The 20,128-nt window shown below is 42.9% G+C and carries 13 protein-coding genes; 3 read left to right on the plus strand and 10 right to left on the minus strand.

Features of this window, described 5'->3' with window-relative positions; genetic code table 11:
- Positions 1 to 54 precede the first annotated feature (54 nt).
- Both FFM84_RS14555 and FFM84_RS14560 read right to left on the minus strand, forming a co-directional pair.
- On the minus strand, positions 55 to 669 hold the full coding sequence (locus tag FFM84_RS14555) for an NAD(P)-dependent oxidoreductase (RefSeq protein ID WP_130846171.1): 615 nt from the start codon (positions 667 to 669) through the stop codon (positions 55 to 57).
- A 71-nt stretch (positions 670 to 740) separates the two neighbouring features.
- Positions 741 to 1,559 carry a zinc-ribbon domain-containing protein gene (locus FFM84_RS14560; protein ID WP_130846172.1) on the minus strand — a complete coding sequence of 273 codons (819 nt, stop codon included), beginning with the start codon at positions 1,557 to 1,559 and terminating at the stop codon, positions 741 to 743.
- 183 nt (positions 1,560 to 1,742) lie between these two features.
- Between FFM84_RS14560 and FFM84_RS14565 the strand changes: the two genes are divergently transcribed.
- The gene (locus FFM84_RS14565; protein ID WP_130846173.1) at positions 1,743 to 2,150 is read left to right on the plus strand and encodes an SRPBCC family protein; all 408 of its coding nucleotides are present in this window, start codon (positions 1,743 to 1,745) and stop codon (positions 2,148 to 2,150) included.
- Here FFM84_RS14565 and FFM84_RS14570 read toward each other — a convergent pair.
- The 7 genes from FFM84_RS14570 to FFM84_RS14600 form a co-directional block, all read right to left on the minus strand.
- A complete protein-coding gene (locus FFM84_RS14570) occupies positions 2,139 to 2,882 on the minus strand; it encodes an HAD-IIB family hydrolase (RefSeq protein WP_130846174.1) in 744 nt (247 codons plus the stop codon). The genes FFM84_RS14565 and FFM84_RS14570 overlap by 12 nt on opposite strands.
- 159 nt (positions 2,883 to 3,041) lie before the next feature.
- A complete protein-coding gene (locus tag FFM84_RS14575; RefSeq protein ID WP_130846175.1) occupies positions 3,042 to 6,989 on the minus strand; it encodes a bacterial Ig-like domain-containing protein in 3,948 nt (1,315 codons plus the stop codon).
- Positions 6,990 to 7,169: 180 nt separating this feature from the next.
- Positions 7,170 to 13,070, minus strand: coding sequence for a beta strand repeat-containing protein (locus FFM84_RS14580; protein ID WP_130846176.1), 5,901 nt, complete (start codon positions 13,068 to 13,070; stop codon positions 7,170 to 7,172).
- A gap of 283 nt (positions 13,071 to 13,353) precedes the next feature.
- Positions 13,354 to 15,645 (minus strand): lectin-like domain-containing protein, encoded by a 2,292-nt coding sequence (locus FFM84_RS14585; protein WP_130846177.1) that lies wholly within the window; start codon positions 15,643 to 15,645, stop codon positions 13,354 to 13,356.
- Positions 15,646 to 16,138: 493 nt separating this feature from the next.
- The gene (nudC, locus tag FFM84_RS14590) at positions 16,139 to 16,975 is read right to left on the minus strand and encodes an NAD(+) diphosphatase (RefSeq protein WP_130846178.1); all 837 of its coding nucleotides are present in this window, start codon (positions 16,973 to 16,975) and stop codon (positions 16,139 to 16,141) included.
- Between the two features lie 164 nt (positions 16,976 to 17,139).
- Complete coding sequence (locus FFM84_RS14595; protein WP_130846179.1) at positions 17,140 to 18,036, minus strand: MBL fold metallo-hydrolase; 897 nt, start codon at positions 18,034 to 18,036, stop codon at positions 17,140 to 17,142.
- A gap of 177 nt (positions 18,037 to 18,213) precedes the next feature.
- Positions 18,214 to 18,783 carry a helix-turn-helix transcriptional regulator gene (locus tag FFM84_RS14600; protein WP_130846180.1) on the minus strand — a complete coding sequence of 190 codons (570 nt, stop codon included), beginning with the start codon at positions 18,781 to 18,783 and terminating at the stop codon, positions 18,214 to 18,216.
- A gap of 219 nt (positions 18,784 to 19,002) precedes the next feature.
- Between FFM84_RS14600 and FFM84_RS14605 the strand changes: the two genes are divergently transcribed.
- Both FFM84_RS14605 and FFM84_RS14610 read left to right on the plus strand, forming a co-directional pair.
- Positions 19,003 to 19,206 (plus strand): helix-turn-helix transcriptional regulator, encoded by a 204-nt coding sequence (locus FFM84_RS14605; RefSeq protein WP_130846215.1) that lies wholly within the window; start codon positions 19,003 to 19,005, stop codon positions 19,204 to 19,206.
- Positions 19,203 to 19,526: a hypothetical protein gene (locus FFM84_RS14610; protein ID WP_130846181.1), complete on the plus strand. Its 324-nt coding sequence runs from the start codon at positions 19,203 to 19,205 to the stop codon at positions 19,524 to 19,526. The genes FFM84_RS14605 and FFM84_RS14610 overlap by 4 nt, the downstream gene beginning before the upstream one ends.
- 112 nt (positions 19,527 to 19,638) lie before the next feature.
- Here the strand turns inward: FFM84_RS14610 and FFM84_RS14615 are convergent, their stop codons facing one another.
- A complete protein-coding gene (locus FFM84_RS14615; protein WP_225425335.1) occupies positions 19,639 to 20,127 on the minus strand; it encodes an HXXEE domain-containing protein in 489 nt (162 codons plus the stop codon).
- Between the last annotated feature and the right edge of the window lies 1 nt (position 20,128).

A 20,128-nucleotide genomic window follows, 5' to 3' on the forward strand; every position in this document is an offset into this window, starting at 1 on the left:
AATCAAAAAAGCATGCCAAATTGGCATGCTTTTTTTGCTATTAATCATTATGGTCTATTGCCAAGCCACGGTCATTCGTTGTCGTTCAAAGTGTGGGTGCTGGACTTCATCGACTAACGCCAACGCCATATCGGCATAACTAATACTAGAATCATGATGCTGATCATACAGTAAGACATCATGACCAACTTGATAGTGCCCCGTTGCGGGTGCTGTCGGTAAGTAATTGTATGGCGGTGCTACGTAAGTCCAGTTCACCTCACTAGCTTCCAAGATTTCTCGAGCCTTAACCTGCGCCCGACTAGCTGACCGCATAAAAATAGGCAGCTTATCAGCAACCGTCTTTTGGCGGCTTTCATCTAAGAAAAGTGTTGCGCCAGATCCAACCACGATTAACCGTGTCGTAGTTCCTGCTAAGATAGTCGTTAACTGTTGATTAACCCGCGGATAATCGGCCTTTTTGGATGAAGCAAACGTACAAATAACCGCATCAAACCCTTGTAGATCCGCTGGTGTTAGGTCAAAAATATCACGTTCTAACGTCGGCACATCTTGTGACAACTTAGCCGCATTCCGGACAATCGCGGTTGTCGCTAACTGTCGTTGTAACGCAACCTTCAAGACTGCCTGTCCCGTTTTGCCAGTGGCACCAATAATCGCTAACTTCATTACTTCAACTCCAATCCTGAATATAAAAAAAAAAATCAACTGATGATATCACCAGTCAATCGCCATTTCACTTAAAGAGCCCCCAGTAAACCGGCCCCGACACTACCGATAACTGTAATCAAAATAATAATGATAATAATATCAATAAACGAGATGATAAAGCCCGCAATGGCCAATCCCTTTGGTTGCTTGAAAAGACCGATAAATGAGAATAACATCCCTAAGAACCAGACAACGAAATTAACCCCAGGAACCCAGGAAAATAGCAATGAAATCAGTGCCAGTACAAAGCCAGCGGTTCCTAGTCCATTACTTTGCGCTTGTGGTGTTGCTTGGACATAAATATTATTAGCCCCACCCGGTGTCGTTGTTTGGGTCGCTTGTTGTGCAGTGGCCTGTTCAGTCGCAGCCGCCGTCTTTTGAGCTTGAACTTGTTCCGCATGATTTTGTTGAGCCGTCTTCATCGCAGAAACACTGCTTTTCGTCATATGGCGAAGTTGTTGTTCCATACTAGTTGGCGCATCTCCATTACTCCAAGCAAAACTGTACAACCAAACTAGTACTGCCACGAGCGCGATAAGGCCAATCCAAGCATGATAAAAGAAAATCTGCATCATCATCGAAAAAGCGACTAATGCAATCACAATAATAATCGTGGTTGCCCAATTATTCGTAATCCATTTCATCATCCGATCCAAACGTGCATTGAAATCCCCATCGGTTGTCTGCCGTTTAGGGGTAGCCGTTGCTGGCTGTTGCATCGTCGCTTGGGTCGTTGACTTAGCTTGAGCCGTCGTGTCATTTACTAACTTAAACCCACACTTAGGACAAAGCTTAACTGCCGCCCTAAGTTTAGTTCCACATTGTGGACAAAATTTATGTTCTGCCAATTACTTACTCCTCCAAAAAAATTGATTCAAACTAATAAGTTATTTAACTATTAGTTTTTTGCACTATCCATTATAGCGTATTGCACCAGTTTTCCCAATAGGAGAAAAATATCAGCATACTGATTTTACGCGCGCATGCGCCAATGTGTATGCTAAGCACATCAAATTTAGGAGGCTTTTTTTATGACTAAATCATTATTTACAAATACGATCGATATTGCCGCACCCATTGACACTGTTCAGCACTGGCTCATCCAACCAACGGCGTTACCCCGCTGGAATCCAGACGTCAGCCAAGTTACTCCACTAGACTCACAAACATGGGATCTCACCCGAACTAAAACCGCCCTAAATCAGCAAGAACAACTAGTACTGACCACCACACCCGACTCCGTTACTTATACCAGTACCGGTGGTCGCTTAGCCTATCAACTTGAATTTACATTATCAACAACGCCAACTGGTACATTAGTTCAAGAAAAGCTCACCCCACAATCATCGTTCCCCGGTTTAGCTTTGATGGCGCCAGTCGCTAAACAAGCCTTTCATCATAACTTGCAGCTCCTGCAACAATTATGCTTAACAGCTTAATTGTTGGATCATGGCCGCTACATCGGCTGGCTCGCATTGATAATCGAATTGGCTTCCCAATGCAGCCAGTTTAGGTTTGCTGTTAATCCACACACTGGTTGTGGCTTGGGTTAACATTTTGAGGTCGTTTTGATCGTTGCCAAACGCGACATAGTCTTGAACGCCCAGTTGACGCAAAGTCGTCAATTTATTAATTTTCCTAGCGGTTAAATCTAGATTACCTTCACCAGCATGACCAACGATTTCTAGCTCAGTTTCAGCCGACAATTGCCTGTGGATTTTTTGCTGCTGATCAGAACTCATGCCTAGCAAGATAATTTTGACCGACTCGTCAATTTCAGCTAATGAAATCCGTTTAGCTTGCTGTGCTGGATCTAATTGTCGCAAGATTGAATTAGGTGTCGTGACCTTTACTGCCAGATCCCAACGACCATCAACAACATAGTCCAAGTTTTCACTAAAAATCAGCTGTTTGACTACTTCAAAATCAGCCGTTGTAATTGGTGCCATCACTTGAATCTGTTGATCGCGTGACACCATTGCGCCGTTAGCACCGATCAATACCGATTGGTCAAGTTGCGGCACAATTGGCATCAAGTCTCGAATTGGGCGTGCCGAAGCAAACCAAACCGGATGCTGCTGATTTAAAGTCACTAACGCCGCTTGGATCGCAGCCCCAATTGTGCGACCATCAAAACTAATCGTGCCATCTACGTCAAAAATATAATGCATTTTCCTAACTCCTTTAACTTTTGGCCAAATGTACAATTCTGGTATTGAATTATACCGTCATTTTCCAGTTAAAGCGAGACTCATTACAAAAAACGGCTACTAACCGACTGGCATGAGCCTGACAGTTAGTAGCCGTTTTAGATCACTTATTTTGTTAACTTAGTGCCGTTTCCGGAAGAAAGCTAACGTGAAACTTGATAACAAGAGCCCCAATGCCGCTAAGAAGCTCGTTGATTGTTCGTTGGTTTGTGGTAAAGTTTGAGCCTTAGTTTTCGCCAACTGCTGCCGTGCAACAGAACGTGATGTCGCGGTCGCCGGCACTGCGGCACTAGTATTAGTTGTTGGTATCACCTTGACCTTCTGATCATCCCCCGTTGACGGCGTGGCTACATGTTTAGCCGTCACTGTCGATGATGCATGTGATCCGGACTGATTATTAGTCGTATTCGTCTTTGGATCAGTCGGCGTTGGTTTTGCTGGTGGTGTTGGTTCTGGATCAATTGGTATTGCTGGTTCAGTCGGCGTACTTGGTTCCGGATCAACCGGCGTACTTGGATCAGGGTCAGGCGTTGGCGTGACCGTAGCTGCTTTGACAGTCACCGTTAATGTCTGCGATACCGTGTTGCCAAACTGATCTTGATAGCTCACTGTAACGGGATAATCTCCCACAGCCGCTGTATTCACCGTGCCAGTGTACGTTAACGCGCTAGCAGGCAATGTTTGACCTAATGCATCAGTCGCTGATTTCACTAAACTGTGCATATCGAATTGTTCACCTTGCGTAATTGTAATAGGATCAACTAATGATAGACTCACCGCACTAATATTAACTGGGACAAATTCATCTACCGAATTACCATATTGATCTTGGTAGCTTACCTTTAGTTGATACGTCCCTGCTTTCGTTACGTCAACTTCGCTTGAATCATAGGTAATGGTTGGATTAGTCACATTTTCGCCATTAGCGGTAACGCCCAATACTGCTTGGCTTGGATCAAAGTTCTCGCCTAGTCGTAAGTTCAAGAATGGTTGGGTTTGAATAGCTAACTTACTGTCTTGAACAACTACCTCGTATGAGCCGGTGATGTCATTGCCATAATCATCCGTATAACTGACATTGACGGTGTAAGTACCGGCCTTTTCCGTATTCACATTTTGTATATCATACGTTAATTTTGCTGGATCAATATCATTACCCGCAGAATCCTTTGCGGACAAGATCCCCGCAGTTTCATCGAGTGCTTGTTTAGTCGTCAGTGTGACAGGTTGGGTTTGAAGGCTACGGTTATCAACAACGGTTACGATCGTTTGCCGATTTGTGATATTACCAGATGCATCTTTATAACTAGCAGTTACCGTATAGTTTCCTGCTTTTTGAGGATCAACATTGCTTATAATCGTTAGTCCATTTTCAGTCGTCATCGTCTCACCTAATGTCGTCTTACCGGTTTCGATAACCTGCATTGGATCAAAGGTTCCGGTTGGACTGGCAACTAACATCACATCTGGCTTCAAACTTAATTGATCGTCATTCGCGACAACCATCACCGTAGCCGGTTCAGCTTCGATGATATTGCCACCTACATCTGTATAATTAGCAGTAATCTGATATTCCCCGGGTATATCGAATTTAATGTTATCTAAACCGCTAAAAGTTACATCGTCAGCAGTTAACGCTTTAGTCCCGGTACCATCCAGTCCACTATCAAAATAGTCAGTACTACTAAAGTTTTTCTCAGTATCAGGGCCAATCACAATTGTTGGCGACTTTAATTTAAGCGCTGCTGCCGTATTCATGATTTTAACCGTAATCCGACGTGTTAGCTCCACGCCATCCGATGTTTGATAGGCATACACCAGATCATACGTCCCAGGATCAGTAGGTGAAAATGATTCTGCTGAACGATAAACACGGCCTCCAAACGTTTCATCATATCCGAGTATTTTATTATCCTGTACCCAATAACAAATAATACCATCCATACCCAATTCATCATCTGAAATTATTGTCATCATTGGTAACGGCGTAACACCGTCATCTGATACACCGTTGACTTGGGCTGTAGCTTGCTTCCAAATACTCTCTTTAACATTGTCTTTTCCAAGAACAATAGTCGTATTTTGACCATTTAAATAAGCTTGGCTCTTTCGTGAGACTACTGTTACCGTAATCTTAGCTGTCACCTTTTGGCCTAAATCATCAACATAAATAAGTGTGATGGGATAATCACCTAGCGTATCAACATCTATTTGTCCTTCATATGTTAATAGCGACGTCCTGTTTGGAACCACTAGATCACCTTTTGAATCATAAGTACTTGAACTCGCACCTAAATCAAAGTCTTGATCACCTTGATAAATTGAAAAATCCCCGGCCGCAATACTACTCCGATCCAACCGATAAGTTGCTGCCGGACCATCACCCGCTTGACTATATAAGTCCATCAATTCTTGACTCGTGTACATTTGGTTAGTTTCCGTATTCAGCCAGCCACTCAATTCATCAACATAAGTCGGCGTAGTGGATGAATCCCCGATAAACTTGAATTTTGATCCCACACTAAGCGCTTTAAGATTCTGCGTTTCGCTCAACATTGAACTACTGTCAGTAACGTTACTCATATCCCAATCACTTAGATCCAGCGAGGTTACACCACTCCCTGAAAACATTTCTGACATATTAATATCTGTAACATCATCATCTTTCCAATTCCAATCATCAATAGTCAACTGCAGCTTTTGTGTCGCTCCAGTTCTTGCAAACATACTTTGAAAATTGCTTACCTTGCTGACATTCCAACCACTAACATCCAGAGACACCAAATTGGTCATGTCCGCAAAGGTGGCATTCATATTTTCAACATGGCTGGTATTCCAAATAGCACCAGAGCTTGCAAGCGATAGATTCTGTAAACTACTTAAGTCAGAAAAAGTATTACCTAAATTTTCAAGTGAACCAGTTTGCCAATTGTCCAATTTTAAGGTCGTAAGATTGCCCATATTTTGAAACATGTAAGACATATTTTTTACGGATCCAACTTTTGTCCCCCAACTGGTCAAGTCTAAATCGGTTAAATTATAATCATTACTGAACATGAACGACATATTTTCAACTTGACTAGTGTCTAGATTATCCAATCCTTTTATCTCAGATATACCCATATTAAAAAACAATCTAGATGAATTCACCGCTGCCGTAACTTTATCATCAATAGTAATTGACGTAATGCTACTATTAGATACCCAAGGAATATTTGTATTCCATCCATTGCTACCAAATACTGTATCAGCTAGTACCCCTTCACCAATATGCAAAACTGTGCCGTCAATCCACCATTCACTCGTGCCAAAAACACCTTTATTTGCGGCATCAACATTTTGATAGCCTGTGTAATCTTTAGCAGGCATCACTGTCGTATCATCTCGTAATAAAGCTTTCTTTGAAACTGGCGTCGTCTCGCTTTTAACTGCCAGACTTGCTGGCGTTGCTTGGGTTTGGTTAATGGTTGGCGAAGAACTTGCTGGCTCATCTACTTTAGGAGCCGATGCATCAGACTGTTCAGTAGATACATCTGACGTTGATGCCGAGTCTTTCTTCGGCTGGGTAACTACTTTTTCTGAAGAATTAACGGTCGAATCCGCTGAGTTAGCCTTACTTTCAGTCGCTGGATCTACTGTTACATCAGGTGTTGAGGTATCTGATTTCTGATTTGTTTGATCAGATGATCGAGTCTCTTTTTGGTCATTTTCCTGATGATTAGTCGTGTCTGCTTGCGGGACACTTGTTTGGTTAGTCTTCCCATCAGTCACCGTTGTCTGATTTGATGTACTGCCATCAGTTGACGCAGCGTCTCCATCCGGATTAGACGTATCATGATTGGTTGTCGTGGTCGTTGCCGTCTTCAAAGTTACGGTCGTCTGACCACTGGACGTATCTGTTGTTGCCGGTTCAGTCGTTTCAGGCGTCGTAGTCTCCGGTGCCGTGCTCGTATCCGCCTTCGCTGACAATGCCCCTACTTGCCAAGTTAACGCCATAATTCCGGCAAATACCCAAACGCGGCCCTTCTTATACATCTTATAATGAACCGTTTGATTACCCTTTAACATCTACAAAACCCCTCTCACAAAAATAACGAACACCTTTTAATTAAACTTATACAATCATTATAACGCAACGAATATCTACTAAGTCAACCGCTTTCAAAAAGGGTGAACAAAAAACTGCTACCGGCTAATCAGATTCTGATTAACCAGTAACAGTTTTCAAATTTCTATTTCACCTATCACCTAGTGCCGTTTCCGGAAGAAGGCTAACGTGAAACTTGATAACAAGAGCCCCAATGCTGCTAAAAAGCTCGTTGATTGTTCGTTGGTTTGTGGTAATTGCGTTGCTTGTGACTTCGTCGTTGCTTTAGCTGCGGCACGCAAGCTAGTTGTGGCTGCTTGCGCTTGACTAGTCGAGGTCGTTGTCGTTGAACCAGACTTAATCGTGCTTTCTCGATCATGGTCTACCTTAACTAAAGGTACCACGGTTGGTTGTGATACTGCGGTTGAAGTCGGTACTGGCGCCGTCGAAGTTGGCGTTGTTATTGTCGGGTCGGACTGATTCGAACCAGCCTGACCATCGTTATTATTATCCGCAACCAATGGATTCGTACCGTGTTCCAATTCAATATCACTTGGGACACCATCATGATCTGGGTCAGCTTCGTAATGCGCAATCTTTGGTTCACCACCAACATTGGTAATGTCAATCACAGTTGCTGCACCATCGCCATCCTTTAAGATAATGTTGCCAATCGAAGCATTTGCCGTTTGCTTTGAAACGACCTTGCCATCAACAATTTCAGTTACCGTAACCTTCGAAGTTGTTGGATCATACGTATACGTGGTTTCACTATGATCGGACCATTCTTTGGTAATATTAACGACCTGACCACTCTTATCTTTTTCAGTAATCGTGGTATTGCCGTCACTATCCACCGTCTTACCAAGCACTTTTAACTCACCTGGAATAACATCCACATCGTAGTTCGGATTATTCACAATCGCTGCTAAATCATAATCCCCAACTGTCTTCGTGTTCGGTTGGTCAACAGTTAATCCAAGGTCACTCAACGTTTCACCAGCTGGCAACGTACCATCTGTAATCGTTGCTGACGTTTCTGGCGTCGATTCACCAGCAAACATCTCTTGATCACCAAGTTGCACCGTTAGCTTACGTTTAGCAACACTTAACTGACCACTGAGCGCTGAGTAATCGTAGTTGGCGTTAACGGCCATCAAACGTGCTAAACCAGCTCTCGACAAGCGAACCGTATACTGACCAGCAGATAAGTTATTAGCGGAAACAAGTTGATCTTGCAAGTTGTAGATTTCAAAGTCCGTTTGCATCAAGCCAGCAAAGTTACCGGCACTGAGTTCTTCGGTAAAGCTTGGCACGTCACCATAAGTGGTCGATACATCTTTAACCCCAGCAGCCGCATCAGCTCTTTCAATCGTCAAGGTCGCTGGTAAAATAGCCACAACATAATTGGCACTATTGGCTGTCCCATCAATTTCATAAGTCCCAGCATTTTCACCACTTTGACGGGTTAGCGTGACACCTAAAGCAGAGACATCATCGCCATTCTTTAAGACGGTTGGATCAACTAAAATCAAGGCTTGATCGCTCTCACCATACGTCTTCGTTTGATCAGCTGCTTGAACGGTAACTACTCGTTTAGTGATGTTGAAGTCGGCTGGCGTTACGGTAACGTCATAGTTCTTATTACCACTGACACCGGTAATTTTGTACGTGCCGACATTTTCACCGGTTACCCGTGACAAGCTAAGTTTCAAATCAGCCGCCGTGTCTTGATAACCTAAAGCGGTTGAATCAGTAATCGCTGCAATGGTCAACGCAGGATCAGCATCACCGTAAACTTTGGTTTGTGTATCTGTTTGTACCGTAATGTGACGTGGCGTGATCGTTAAATCATGACCGACAACGGTTAAATCATAGTCTGAATTAGAAGATTTAACTGTAATGGCATAAGTGCCAACGTCATTTCCAGCGACTCGTGTTAACACGATACCAAGATCAGCCAAGGTCTTGCCAGCTGGTAAGTCACCACTCGTCAATTGCCAAGTTAAGGCTGGATCGTCCTCACCATAAGTCTTCGTCAATGAATCAAGGGTGATTGTGGCCGCACGTTTATGAATTGTAAACGTCCCAGGATCAACAATAATCTTGTAATTTGAATTTAAGCTAGCTTTATCAGCACCAAGATGAATGGTGTAGGCATTAGCTGATTCACCAGTACCGTCACCTGTATCACGAACTAAAGTAACACCTAAGCTGTCTTTCGTATCCCAACTAGCTAAGGCTGGCTTATTAGGATCTGAATTTGGCTCGATTGTCCAATCTAATGCTGGATCAGCATCACCATAAGTCTTATCCTCGTCAGTCGCTTGAACATGAATCGTCCGTTGACCAATGGTTAATGTTCCTGGTGTCACTGTCACAGCATAGTTTTGGCTATCGCTAGTCCCTGTAATCGTATACGTACCAACATTCTCGTTCTTATCTGTTCTACTTAATGTCACGTCAAGTGCAGAGGCATCAGTATCATGTACAACCTCGTTGTTAACCAAGGTACCCTTTGGAATTGTTAAAGTTAACGCTGGATCAGCATCACCATAATCTTTCGTCAAACTATCAGCAGTCACCGTAACTTGGCGTTTGTTAATCGTATAGGTCCCATTAGTAACTGTTACCAAATAATTATCACTCGTACCAGTACCACTAATCTGATATGAACCAACATTTTCGTCGGCCTTACGTGACAATTTAATTCCTAACGCTGCTTCCGTATCGGTACCAACCAAAGTTGGTGTCTCGATTGTTAGCTTCTGGTCAGCATCACCATAGGTTTTACTAAAATCACTCGCCTTAACCGTGATTGCGCGTTTATCAATCGTTAAATTACCCGTCACAAACGTGAAATTATAATTAGCATTATCGGCACTTAACTTAATCGTGTATTTTCCAGCACCATCACCCGAATCGCGACTGGTCTTAACATTTAATTTTGCTAAAGTATCACCGTTGGTCAATGCACCGGACGTTATTTTCCAAGTCAAGGCTGGCTCTGTGTCACCATACGTTATTTCAGAACTATCAGCGGTTAACGTAATGGCTTGTTGACTAATTGTAAACTTAGCTGGCGTAACCGTGACTGCATAGTTCTTGCTTTCACTGCTACCAGTAATCGCATACTCGCCAACATTTTCACCTGTTTCACGTTTCAAAGTGATTGCTAATACTGCAATAGGGTCTGTATCACCATTAACTAACACACTTGCCGGATCATCCAGCGTTAAAGTTGGTTCAGTACCGCCATATGTCTTGCCATTATCAACTGCTTTGACGGTAACGGCTCGTTTAGTGATATCAAACTTACCGTTATTTACAGTCACATCATAATTAGCACTATTACTGGTACCACTAATGACATAATTGCCAACATTTTCATCACCGGTACGTGATAATGTCACCCCTAAATCTGTAGCTTTGTCACCGTTAACTAACATTGACGTTGAATCAACTAATGTTAGCGCTGGGTCTGTATCACCATAAGTCTTAGTTTTATCGGCCACTGTCACACTCACTTTGCGTTTATCAATCGTGTAAGTTCCATCAGTGACTGTTACGATGTAATTTTTGCTGGTACTCGTACCAGTAATGGTATACTTTCCAGCACCTGTACCAGGTTCACGCGTTAATGAAACGTCTAAATCAGCTTCTTTATCACCATTAGCCAAAACCGCGCTTGGATCATCTAACGTCAATGTTTTTTCAGCATCACCATACGTACTAGTGATATCTGAAGCTTTGACGGTTACTGCTAGCGGATTAATCGTTAACTTGCCAGCCACAAAGGTAATATCATAATTCGCATTATTAGCACTAGCATTAATCGTATAATCGCCAGCATCATTACCCGTATCACGACTCGTGCTAATCTTTAGACTAGCTAAAGTATCACTATCAGCCAATGAACCAGCTGTTAATTTCCAATTTAATTCCGGATCAGCTGAACCATACGTCTTAGTGTAACTATCAGCCGTTACTGTAATTGCACGCTGACTAATCTTAAACGTACCGGGTGTAACCGTAACATTGTAATTTGCACTCGTACTCTTACCAGTGATTGCATACGTATTCACATCTTCACCAGTCACTCGACTCAAGGTAACCGCTAATGCCTCTTCCTTGTCACCATTGACTAAGACACTTGTTGGATCTTCTAAGGCCAAGGTTGGATCAGCTTCGCCATACGTTTTACCATTATCGGCTGCGATAACCGTGACGTTACGTTTGCTAATGGTGAACTTACCATCAGTAACCGTCACATTGTAATTAGCACTATTGCTTGTACCAGTAATCGCATAGTCAGCAACATTTTCACCAGTTACTCGACTCAAGGTGACACCCAAATCAGATTCATCATCGCCAGTAACTAAAACACTGGTTGGATCTTTCAACGATAAAGCAGGATCGGTATCGCCATAAATTTTACCAGTATCAGCTGCTACAACGGTAACGGCCTTTTTATCAATCGTATAAGCACCATCAACAACAGTCACGTCATAATTAGTATTGTCAGCACCAGTCCCAGAAATGACATAACTACCAGCATTTTTATCACCCGTGCGACTCAAGGTCACGCCTAATGCAGATTCATCATCACCCTTAACCAAAACACCGCTTGGATCGACTAATGTCAAAGTTTCATCAGCATCACCATACGTTATTTCCTTGTTAGCCGCAGTAACTGTGACCGCTAACTTTTTGATTGTAAAAGTGCCTTTTTCAACTGTTACCGTGTAATTCTTGCTAGAACTACTCCCGGTAATATCGTAGTCACCAGCATTTTCGCCAGTTGCTCGACTCAACGTGACATCTAAGTCAGCTTCTTTATCACCATTGACTAAAACGGATGATGGATCAACCAATGTTAAAGTTGGATCAGTAGCAGTACCATAAGTCTTGCCAGTATCAGCAGCTTTAACCGTCACTTCTCGTGGATTGATTGTTAAAGTCCCTGAATTAACGGTAACTGAATAGTTAGCGTTATGACCACTCCCTGTAATCGTATAAGTTTCGACATTTTCACCAGTATCACGTGTATATGTCATGCCTAAACCAGCTAGCGTATCTGAGCCAACTAACGAACTACTACCAGTTGCTAAGGTAATATTATTAGTTGGATCGGCATCACCATACGTCTTTTGGATATCTGAAATCTGAACCGTAATGGCCCGTGGCGCAATCGTAAAGACGCCTTCGTTGGCACTTGTATCCAGTGACACCGTATAATTCGAATTTAAAGTAGCTGTTGGATCGATGCTAATCGCGTAAGTACCAGCAGTTTCACCACTAGCACGTACTAATTTGACACCTAGATCATCCAAACTATCTCCATTAACCAACCCATTAGTTGAACTATTAGCTAAATCCAAAGTTGGATCATCAGTAGTCCCATAGGTTTTGGCATGGTTATTGGCCGTAACAGTAATCGCTTTTGGTACTACCGTTAATTTAGCTGTTCCAAATGAGGTAAAAGTATAATTAGTATCTTTGGTTAAAGCATCCTGTGCAGCTGCCGTATATTGGATGGTGTAATCACCACCAGCTTGTAATTGCTTTGCAGTTACCACCTTACCAGTTGTATTATCAATAATTTCAAAATCAGTGGAAGCGAGTGTATGGTCAGCTGCCGCCGTGCCTAATTTGCCGCTTAACGTAAGCGCCGTACCATCACTGTTAGTCCCACCATAAGTTGCAGTTGTGGCATTAACAGTTGGCGCCACATCTGCTGGCGTAATCGTTAAGGTACTAGCCACGAACAAGCCAGCATCAGCATTCAAGGTCTTCAAATAGGCTCGACCGGCATCAGTCATTTTTACAATGTAAGTCCCGACATTCTTTGGTGTCACTGACGTTGTAGAATCAGAACCACTGTAATACACAAAATAGCCGGCTTGTTGCATACCCGCGATTTGTGCCGCAGTCAAAGTCCCAAAACCAGACCCAAATTCAACATTTGGTAATGGCAAGTCCTGACCATAAACAGCCGTCGTCGTGTCTAAAGTTGCTAAAACATCCTGTGCATCCTTATTTGTGGTTGATAAGTCATCCAAATCAGCCTTAAATCCGACTAATAAATCTTGCGCTTTTTGTAGCGCGGCATAACCGTCTTGACCAGCTTGATAAATATCAGCATCAGCTGTACCATCTACTTCGCCTTTTTCAAAGTCCGCTTTCGCTGCTGCATTACTATCTGAAACGCTTTGATAAGTGTCCTTGATGGTATTGAAAGTCTTAGTTGCCGCATCTATTTGAGCCTGCGTTAATCCTTCGATTTTGATAAAGCTGTTATATAAATCTGTTGCTTGCGTGCTATAATCATCGGCCTGTGTTTGGTTAGCAGTCGCTTGGGTAAATCCAATAATCTAAAGTGGACTTAGTTGGAACTAAAACACTTTTCGTAGTTTGTGGCGCTGACTCATCTGTTGAATCTGTTGCGCTCGCATTTCCGACTTCTGACCAGTAATAAGTCGTATTGCTGACAGTTTCACCACCACTTGTTACGGCATTACCATTGGCATCAACATATGAATCTCCATTTAAATTCTTTGTAATTGATTGGCCAGTCCCAGCAGAACCAGTAGTTGTTACTTTTTGACCATCAACAGTTGTCCCAGTATTAGTGTAGTAATGGGCAAGCGGATCAGACGTATCCGTTGTTGTTGTATTATTATCAGTCGCCGTGTTTCCTTGATTAATAGTGACTGTATCGTTTGCGACCGCTTGTCCAGTAGTCGGTGCATTTAAAACAACTTTCGTCGCCGTATAACCAGGAAATTGGACAACGGCTTGCTCCCCTGCCACAGTTGTAACCGTAATTGGATCAATACCAGCAATCGCCTTGCCCGATGAATCAACCGCCGTTACCGTAGCGGTAAAGGCCAACTTAACCGGTACAATCATTGATTGAGTAGTCCCGTCAGTCACCGTATAGGTATAGTAAGTTGCATCAGCAACGCCATCTTCACCAGTAATTGTGTGGGCTTCACCATGACCACTAGTTGCAGCTTGAGAACTATCAATAACATAAACGTTACCAGCCGAATCCGTTGGCAAAACAGAAACTAAGCTTGCATCAACCAGTCCAGCCGCAACTGCTCGATCGGCAGCAGCTTGTGTTGAAAACACCGAAATTGTATCCCCAATATTAGCAATCGCCGTCACATCGGTATTGTTTAACAACGCATCATCATCGGTCGCATCCACTAAATTAACTGAAATGTCAGTTGTTTTTGGCGTATAACTAAATGACTCAATTTTGGCAGAATAATCATTCCAACTCCCACCAGTTGAGGCTGACACTGAAACTGAATAACCGGTACTCGTATCACTAATCACTCGAGTAAAGGTACTTGACCCCAGAACCACGGTCAACATTTTTGAAGTTGCGTCGTAATCCATTGTAAAAGTATTCACAGGGCTTGAACTACGTGTTAATCCAACAGTGCTTGCCTTACCCCATTCATTTTTGCTTGAAACAGCTTGCAAATTACCACTTGAATCAGTCGTCCGCCAACCGATGTATGGGCTACTGCTTGGATCATTATAGTTTGAGTTGTAATATTCATCGTAGACGAACCCGAAAGCATTATCCAAGCCACCTAAGCCTAATAAACCACCAGATCCACCTTCAGTTGCCTTGGAAGGATCGCCAGGTGCAAAGATGAATCCAACACTATCAGCACCACCAGAAGACTTACTCCCAATCCCAATCGCACCAGTCATTGAAAAGTTGTGACTGAAATCAATTTCATGCTCGAAAGAAACATGTGCCGCTTGGTGCCCAGTGACTGTGCTGGCATTACCATTAGCGTCATAAACCGTATGTGAAGAATTACTTGTTAATGAAACCGATCCATCTGAACCGATGGTCGTTGTCGTAATATTTTTAGCCGTATTTGCATCGGCATCGCCACCATCACGGTTTTCAACAGTTGCCGTAAAATGATCGGCGATTTGATCCGCCGTTAAGTTTACTTCTGTCGAATCGGCCCCAATACTAACATTATCCTTTAATACTGGATAAGTTGTTGTCGTAGTCGCAGTACTATCAGTAGATGATGTCGTATCCGTGGTACTTGTCGTATCGGCACTAACAGCTTCAACACTTGCCATTTTAACTAAACTAGCCCGACTCAGGGGTTTACTAGTAGTACTATCAGCGGACCCAGCCTCAGATGACGCAGCAGAAGTTTCTGCCGAAGTAGCAGCTGATTTGGCTGTAGAAGTAGCAGCCGATGAACTGGCTTGACTCGTTGCGGAAGGTGCTGCACTCGCATTGCTCGTTGATGCTGCCGATGATTGTTGCTTGCTACTATCTGCAGAGGTTGCGGCCTGGCTCGCACTACTTGCTGATGAACCGGCTGCCGAAGAGGCCGATTGTACTGATTTAGTTTCAGTCGAAGTAGCCGCACTGCTCCCAGCAGTTTGTGACGTTGTCTCAACCGTTGGGGTCGAATTAGTCGTATCGGCCTTCGCTTGTAGGACTGCTGCGCTTTCCATTAACGTCAATGCTGAAAGCGTGACCATTAAGGTTCCAAAAAGACGGGTCTTTACTTTCCAACCCGTGTGCCCCTTATATAAAATTAAATGTTCCTTGGTATCATAGTTACTCACTTTTTGTCTCAATTTTGTACACCCCTCTATCAGTCTGCGTGCGCTGCCGATCAACTTCACACTAAGCTACCCTTTTTAACTCCCAGTGAAAATGATTGATGACAAGAAATTTACTATGTTTATTAATCTTTCAACTAAATAGTTGATTAATATTAGTTAATTATTTAACTGAATTCATGCTGCACTATTTTCTAAGAACCTATCCGGACAGTTCCGTGTTAGCTTGCCTAGAATCCTGTTACTAAGTATCTAACGCTTATTCCTAATTATGACTTAGGATTTAAATTATATGGATAATCACCTTAACTATCGAACCAACCAATCAATTACCAGCTGTATTGCTTGATAGTTAAAGGTTCTATTTGTTAGTTTAGTCATTACCATTTCATAACATCTTCATTATAAGATTAGCAGACACGATATTCAAGCAAACTATTTACCGCTGTCAATCATTTGCGCTCATAAAAAAAGAGCTAACGCAGTGCGTTAACTCTAATTCAGTTTATTAGTTTTTGCTGTGACGGAAGGCTTCAATCATTGTCCAAGTCAAACTCATGGTGCCATCTTCAGCATTATGTGGTAAGTCATCACGATGGAACCATTGGGCTTTCGCCAATTCATCGGTTTCTAGATCAATGGCGATATCCTTATCCAATTCAGCAAAGTATCCTGCCAATAAGGAATGGGATGGCGCCCACGGCTGGCTACCAAAGTATTTCAGGTTATGCACTTGCAGGCCAACTTCTTCAAAGACTTCCCGGCGCACGGTATCTTCAAAGCTTTCCCCAATCTCGGTATAGCCTGAGATAAGTGAATAGTGATTGTATCCTGCCAAGAACTTTGTTAATAACAACTTATCCCCATGAGTCACACCAACAATAATCGCCGGCATGATCGTTGGATAACTCGTCTGTCCGCAAGCATCACACACCAACGAACGTTCAGTCGTCCCGCGGCGTAATGGTTGTCCACAATGCCCACAAAAACGGTTCGTATCATACCACCAAGCAAGGTGGGCGGCTGTTGCGCTACTGAACGCTAACCAGCTGGGCGTCATGCGACGGAAATCTCTGGTTGCGCCAACTTGATAAGCATCGGTCGCTTGCGCTTGGGCATCCACATCCACCCAATAAAAAGCCGTTTTATCAACAGCTAACAAGTAAACATACTGATCGGCCGTAAATGACCAGTCGGTTTGGGTCATCTCATAAGTGGGTAACTCACTAGCTGCGGTTAATACAACTGCGCCTTGCCGGCCAATTAACACATAGTCCCCAGCACGAGGTGGCCGTTGTTGATCATTTTGATTTTGTAAGTGATGCGGTTGAATATCTTGAAACATGTTGCGCCTACTTTCTTAGTCCAGTTGGATGAGCCGAAAATTCAGAACGTTTCCTATTATAACCAACTTCATTAAGTTTTCGGCACGAAAGGTTTCAAAACTGCTTAAAGAATCCGAGGCTGATAAATAACAGACGGATAAATCAAACTACGGTCAAGCGCGCTTTATCGTTGATCTGCATGGTACATCGTCATAAAACCATCATGCACAATTACGCGCTGATCGGTATCATCTTCACTTTTCATCGATAGCTGACGATCTTCTGGCCGGGCTTCTTGCCGTAAATAAACAGTCTGGGCAACATCCGTCCGAATCTGATGCGGGGGAAAAGTTAACGGGAATTCGGTAAACGACGTTCCCGCATCATGATCGACAATATCAATTAGATCTTGATAGATAACATCCAACATAGTCGCTGGCAACATCGCTTGTGGCCCGCTGCATAACCAATCAAACTGATCACGCACTGCCATCAATCGTTTGAATTGTTGTCGTACGACGCTCACAGAACCGTTAATGATTTTCCCCAGTGGCGTAATTTCATCGCCACAAAACAAAATTCGTGATTGTTGATCTAAAAATGCCAAACTTCCAACCGCATGATCTGGTAACGCATAAACGTTCAATTGTCGCTGACCAAGTTCAATCACATCACCGGCCGCAATAATTTGTTTGGGATAATCACGTGGGAAATCAATTCCTGCAAAGCTCGGAAACGGCAATGTTGCTAATGGGGCCGTCTTAGCTGACATCAAAGCCACATCAAAATAACTATTGTTTGCTGTATGATCAAAATGATCATGTGTATTTAAAATTCGTCGAACTGGCCGTAGCGTTAATTGCTCACAAAAGCTCCGCAAATCACCAGCACCATAACCTGAATCAATCACAATTGCTTCTTGATTACCTTCCACTAGATAAGATAAATCACCATCACTCAAAATTTGCCAAACACCAGTTGCAATGAGTTTAGATTCAAAAAAAGGATAATCCATTGGCCGCAAAATAGCCGTTTCACTATTCTGAATTAAAATATGATGCTTACTACTAAAGTCAATCATGCGCTCACCTCATCAATTACCATACGCCAAATACACTGATTCGGCTACTCACGACTGTTTGACATCGCCCACTAAACCAAGCTACGCTAGCTGAATATCAGGGCTGAGACTTATCACGTCAGCTATTGTCATCGATGCCAGACACCCAGCCTTTTTACAACCATTTTCATTTCAAAATTACTTAAAGAATCCGATGCTGATAAACAACAGACCGACAAACCAAACTACAGCCAAGCTGATTATCAGCCAGCCTTTATCTCCCCATTGCTTCGTTTGCGTTTGAACATAAGGATCACGCGATCTTTTATCAGTCATAAACGCCAGAATCTCTTGATACGTTTTAACGTGATATTGCGCTGTCAGTCGTCGCAGTTGCCAGTCAGCAATAAACAATAACACCGCAATAACACCAGACAAGCCGATGGCGACACTCACAGGTAAGAACACTAAACTAGCAGCGAGCAAAATCGGAAATATCCCGATGATGGCGAATACCGCATAGCTCCAGTCAAGATGGCGATGACCGTCAATGACCCGTTGCATCTCGTCTAAATCCCCAGTGACTAATTCATCCAACGTCACGTCAAATAAGGTTGCTAATAATAACAGGTTTTCCACATCGTGATAACTCCGCCCGGTTTCCCAATTAGAAACGGTCTGTCGGGTCACGTAAACTTTGGCAGCTAAGTCTGCCTGTGATAGCGCTAATTGTGTCCGATAAGCTTTGATCTGTTTATTCAAGTTCATTGGGCATCCCCTCCAATCACATTATTGCAAACTCGCCGACGTTATGCTTGCTTAAATCAACCAACATCACTCAAAAGGCGCTGTCAAAATCATTTGGCAACGCTGATTTAACAAGATTTTGAATCAATTATTTTCTAGAAAAACGCTATCAATTTAGCGACTATTTTGCTATAATATTGATGTAAACAAAACATGACATTTTGTAAAGATGGTGTTACCTTGATAAAGAATCGTCTCAAAGTTTTACGTGCCGAACGGAATTGGACGCAAGCCGAATTGGCTGACCGTCTGCAGATTTCACGTCAAGCGGTCATTTCAATTGAAAAATATAAGTACCTACCGTCGCTTGAACTCACTTTTAAGATCGCCAAACTTTTTGATCAACCAATTGAACAAATCTTCTACTTGGAGGGGTCCTTATGATTAATCAAACGAGTATTCTAATTGCTATTATTTTAGTAATGGGATTATATTTCTATGCGTTGTGGCAAACTGATGTCTTGCAGCGCCGTTATCACAACGATGAACGTTGGCAGCAGATTCGGTTACGCGCTAATCGCTTGGTCAAACGTTATTACGAAAGTTTGATTATCATCGTGGCACTAGTCATGACTTGGTCGCTCTTCGCACCACAACAATTACTTATTAGTTTGGACCGAGTCTTGCTAATTTTTACTTTAGTCATTGGGTTAGGGGCTTTTGTGGAATACTTGGCCATCAAGCGGTTTGATCGTTTAATCTAATCTCATCAAAAAGCTTTTAATCGCCACAACTGTGCTTCAATCACGCCTTCAGTTTAAAATACCGAGTATGCTTCAGCCACATTTCAGCAGCTGAAACATACTCGGTATTTTTTTACATGATCAATTTCAATCGCGGCATTCCCCAATGAATCAAGACCAAATTGCCACCAAAGAAGCCAAAGCCACTAACAATCATAGCTAACCAAGCGACCCAATTTAGTGATAATGACTCACTCAACTTCATCACATACCAGCTCATCAACGGCAATTCAATCACCGCCGTCACCACGCCTGGCACATAGCTGTGCTTAATGACCACAAAAACCAGATGCAAAACTAGATGCCCTAAATACGGAAAACTAGCCGCCATGACCAATACCGGCAAGTGCCACCAATAAGCCCCTGCCACAATTAAAAGCAGCAACCAGAACTCTTCCCAAATACCCACGGCTAAAATATCCGCCCGCGCAACACCACCAAACAAAGTCCGACGACCAATGTGTGGATCATGATTTTTTAGCCAAGTCGGGACCACGACCAGCTCCTCAAAGTCATGCCACATAAACAATAGTGGTAGCAACCAAAATGACTGAAATGCCATT

The organism is Lactiplantibacillus mudanjiangensis, assembly GCF_005405385.1.
In the GTDB taxonomy this organism is placed as follows: domain Bacteria; phylum Bacillota; class Bacilli; order Lactobacillales; family Lactobacillaceae; genus Lactiplantibacillus; species Lactiplantibacillus mudanjiangensis.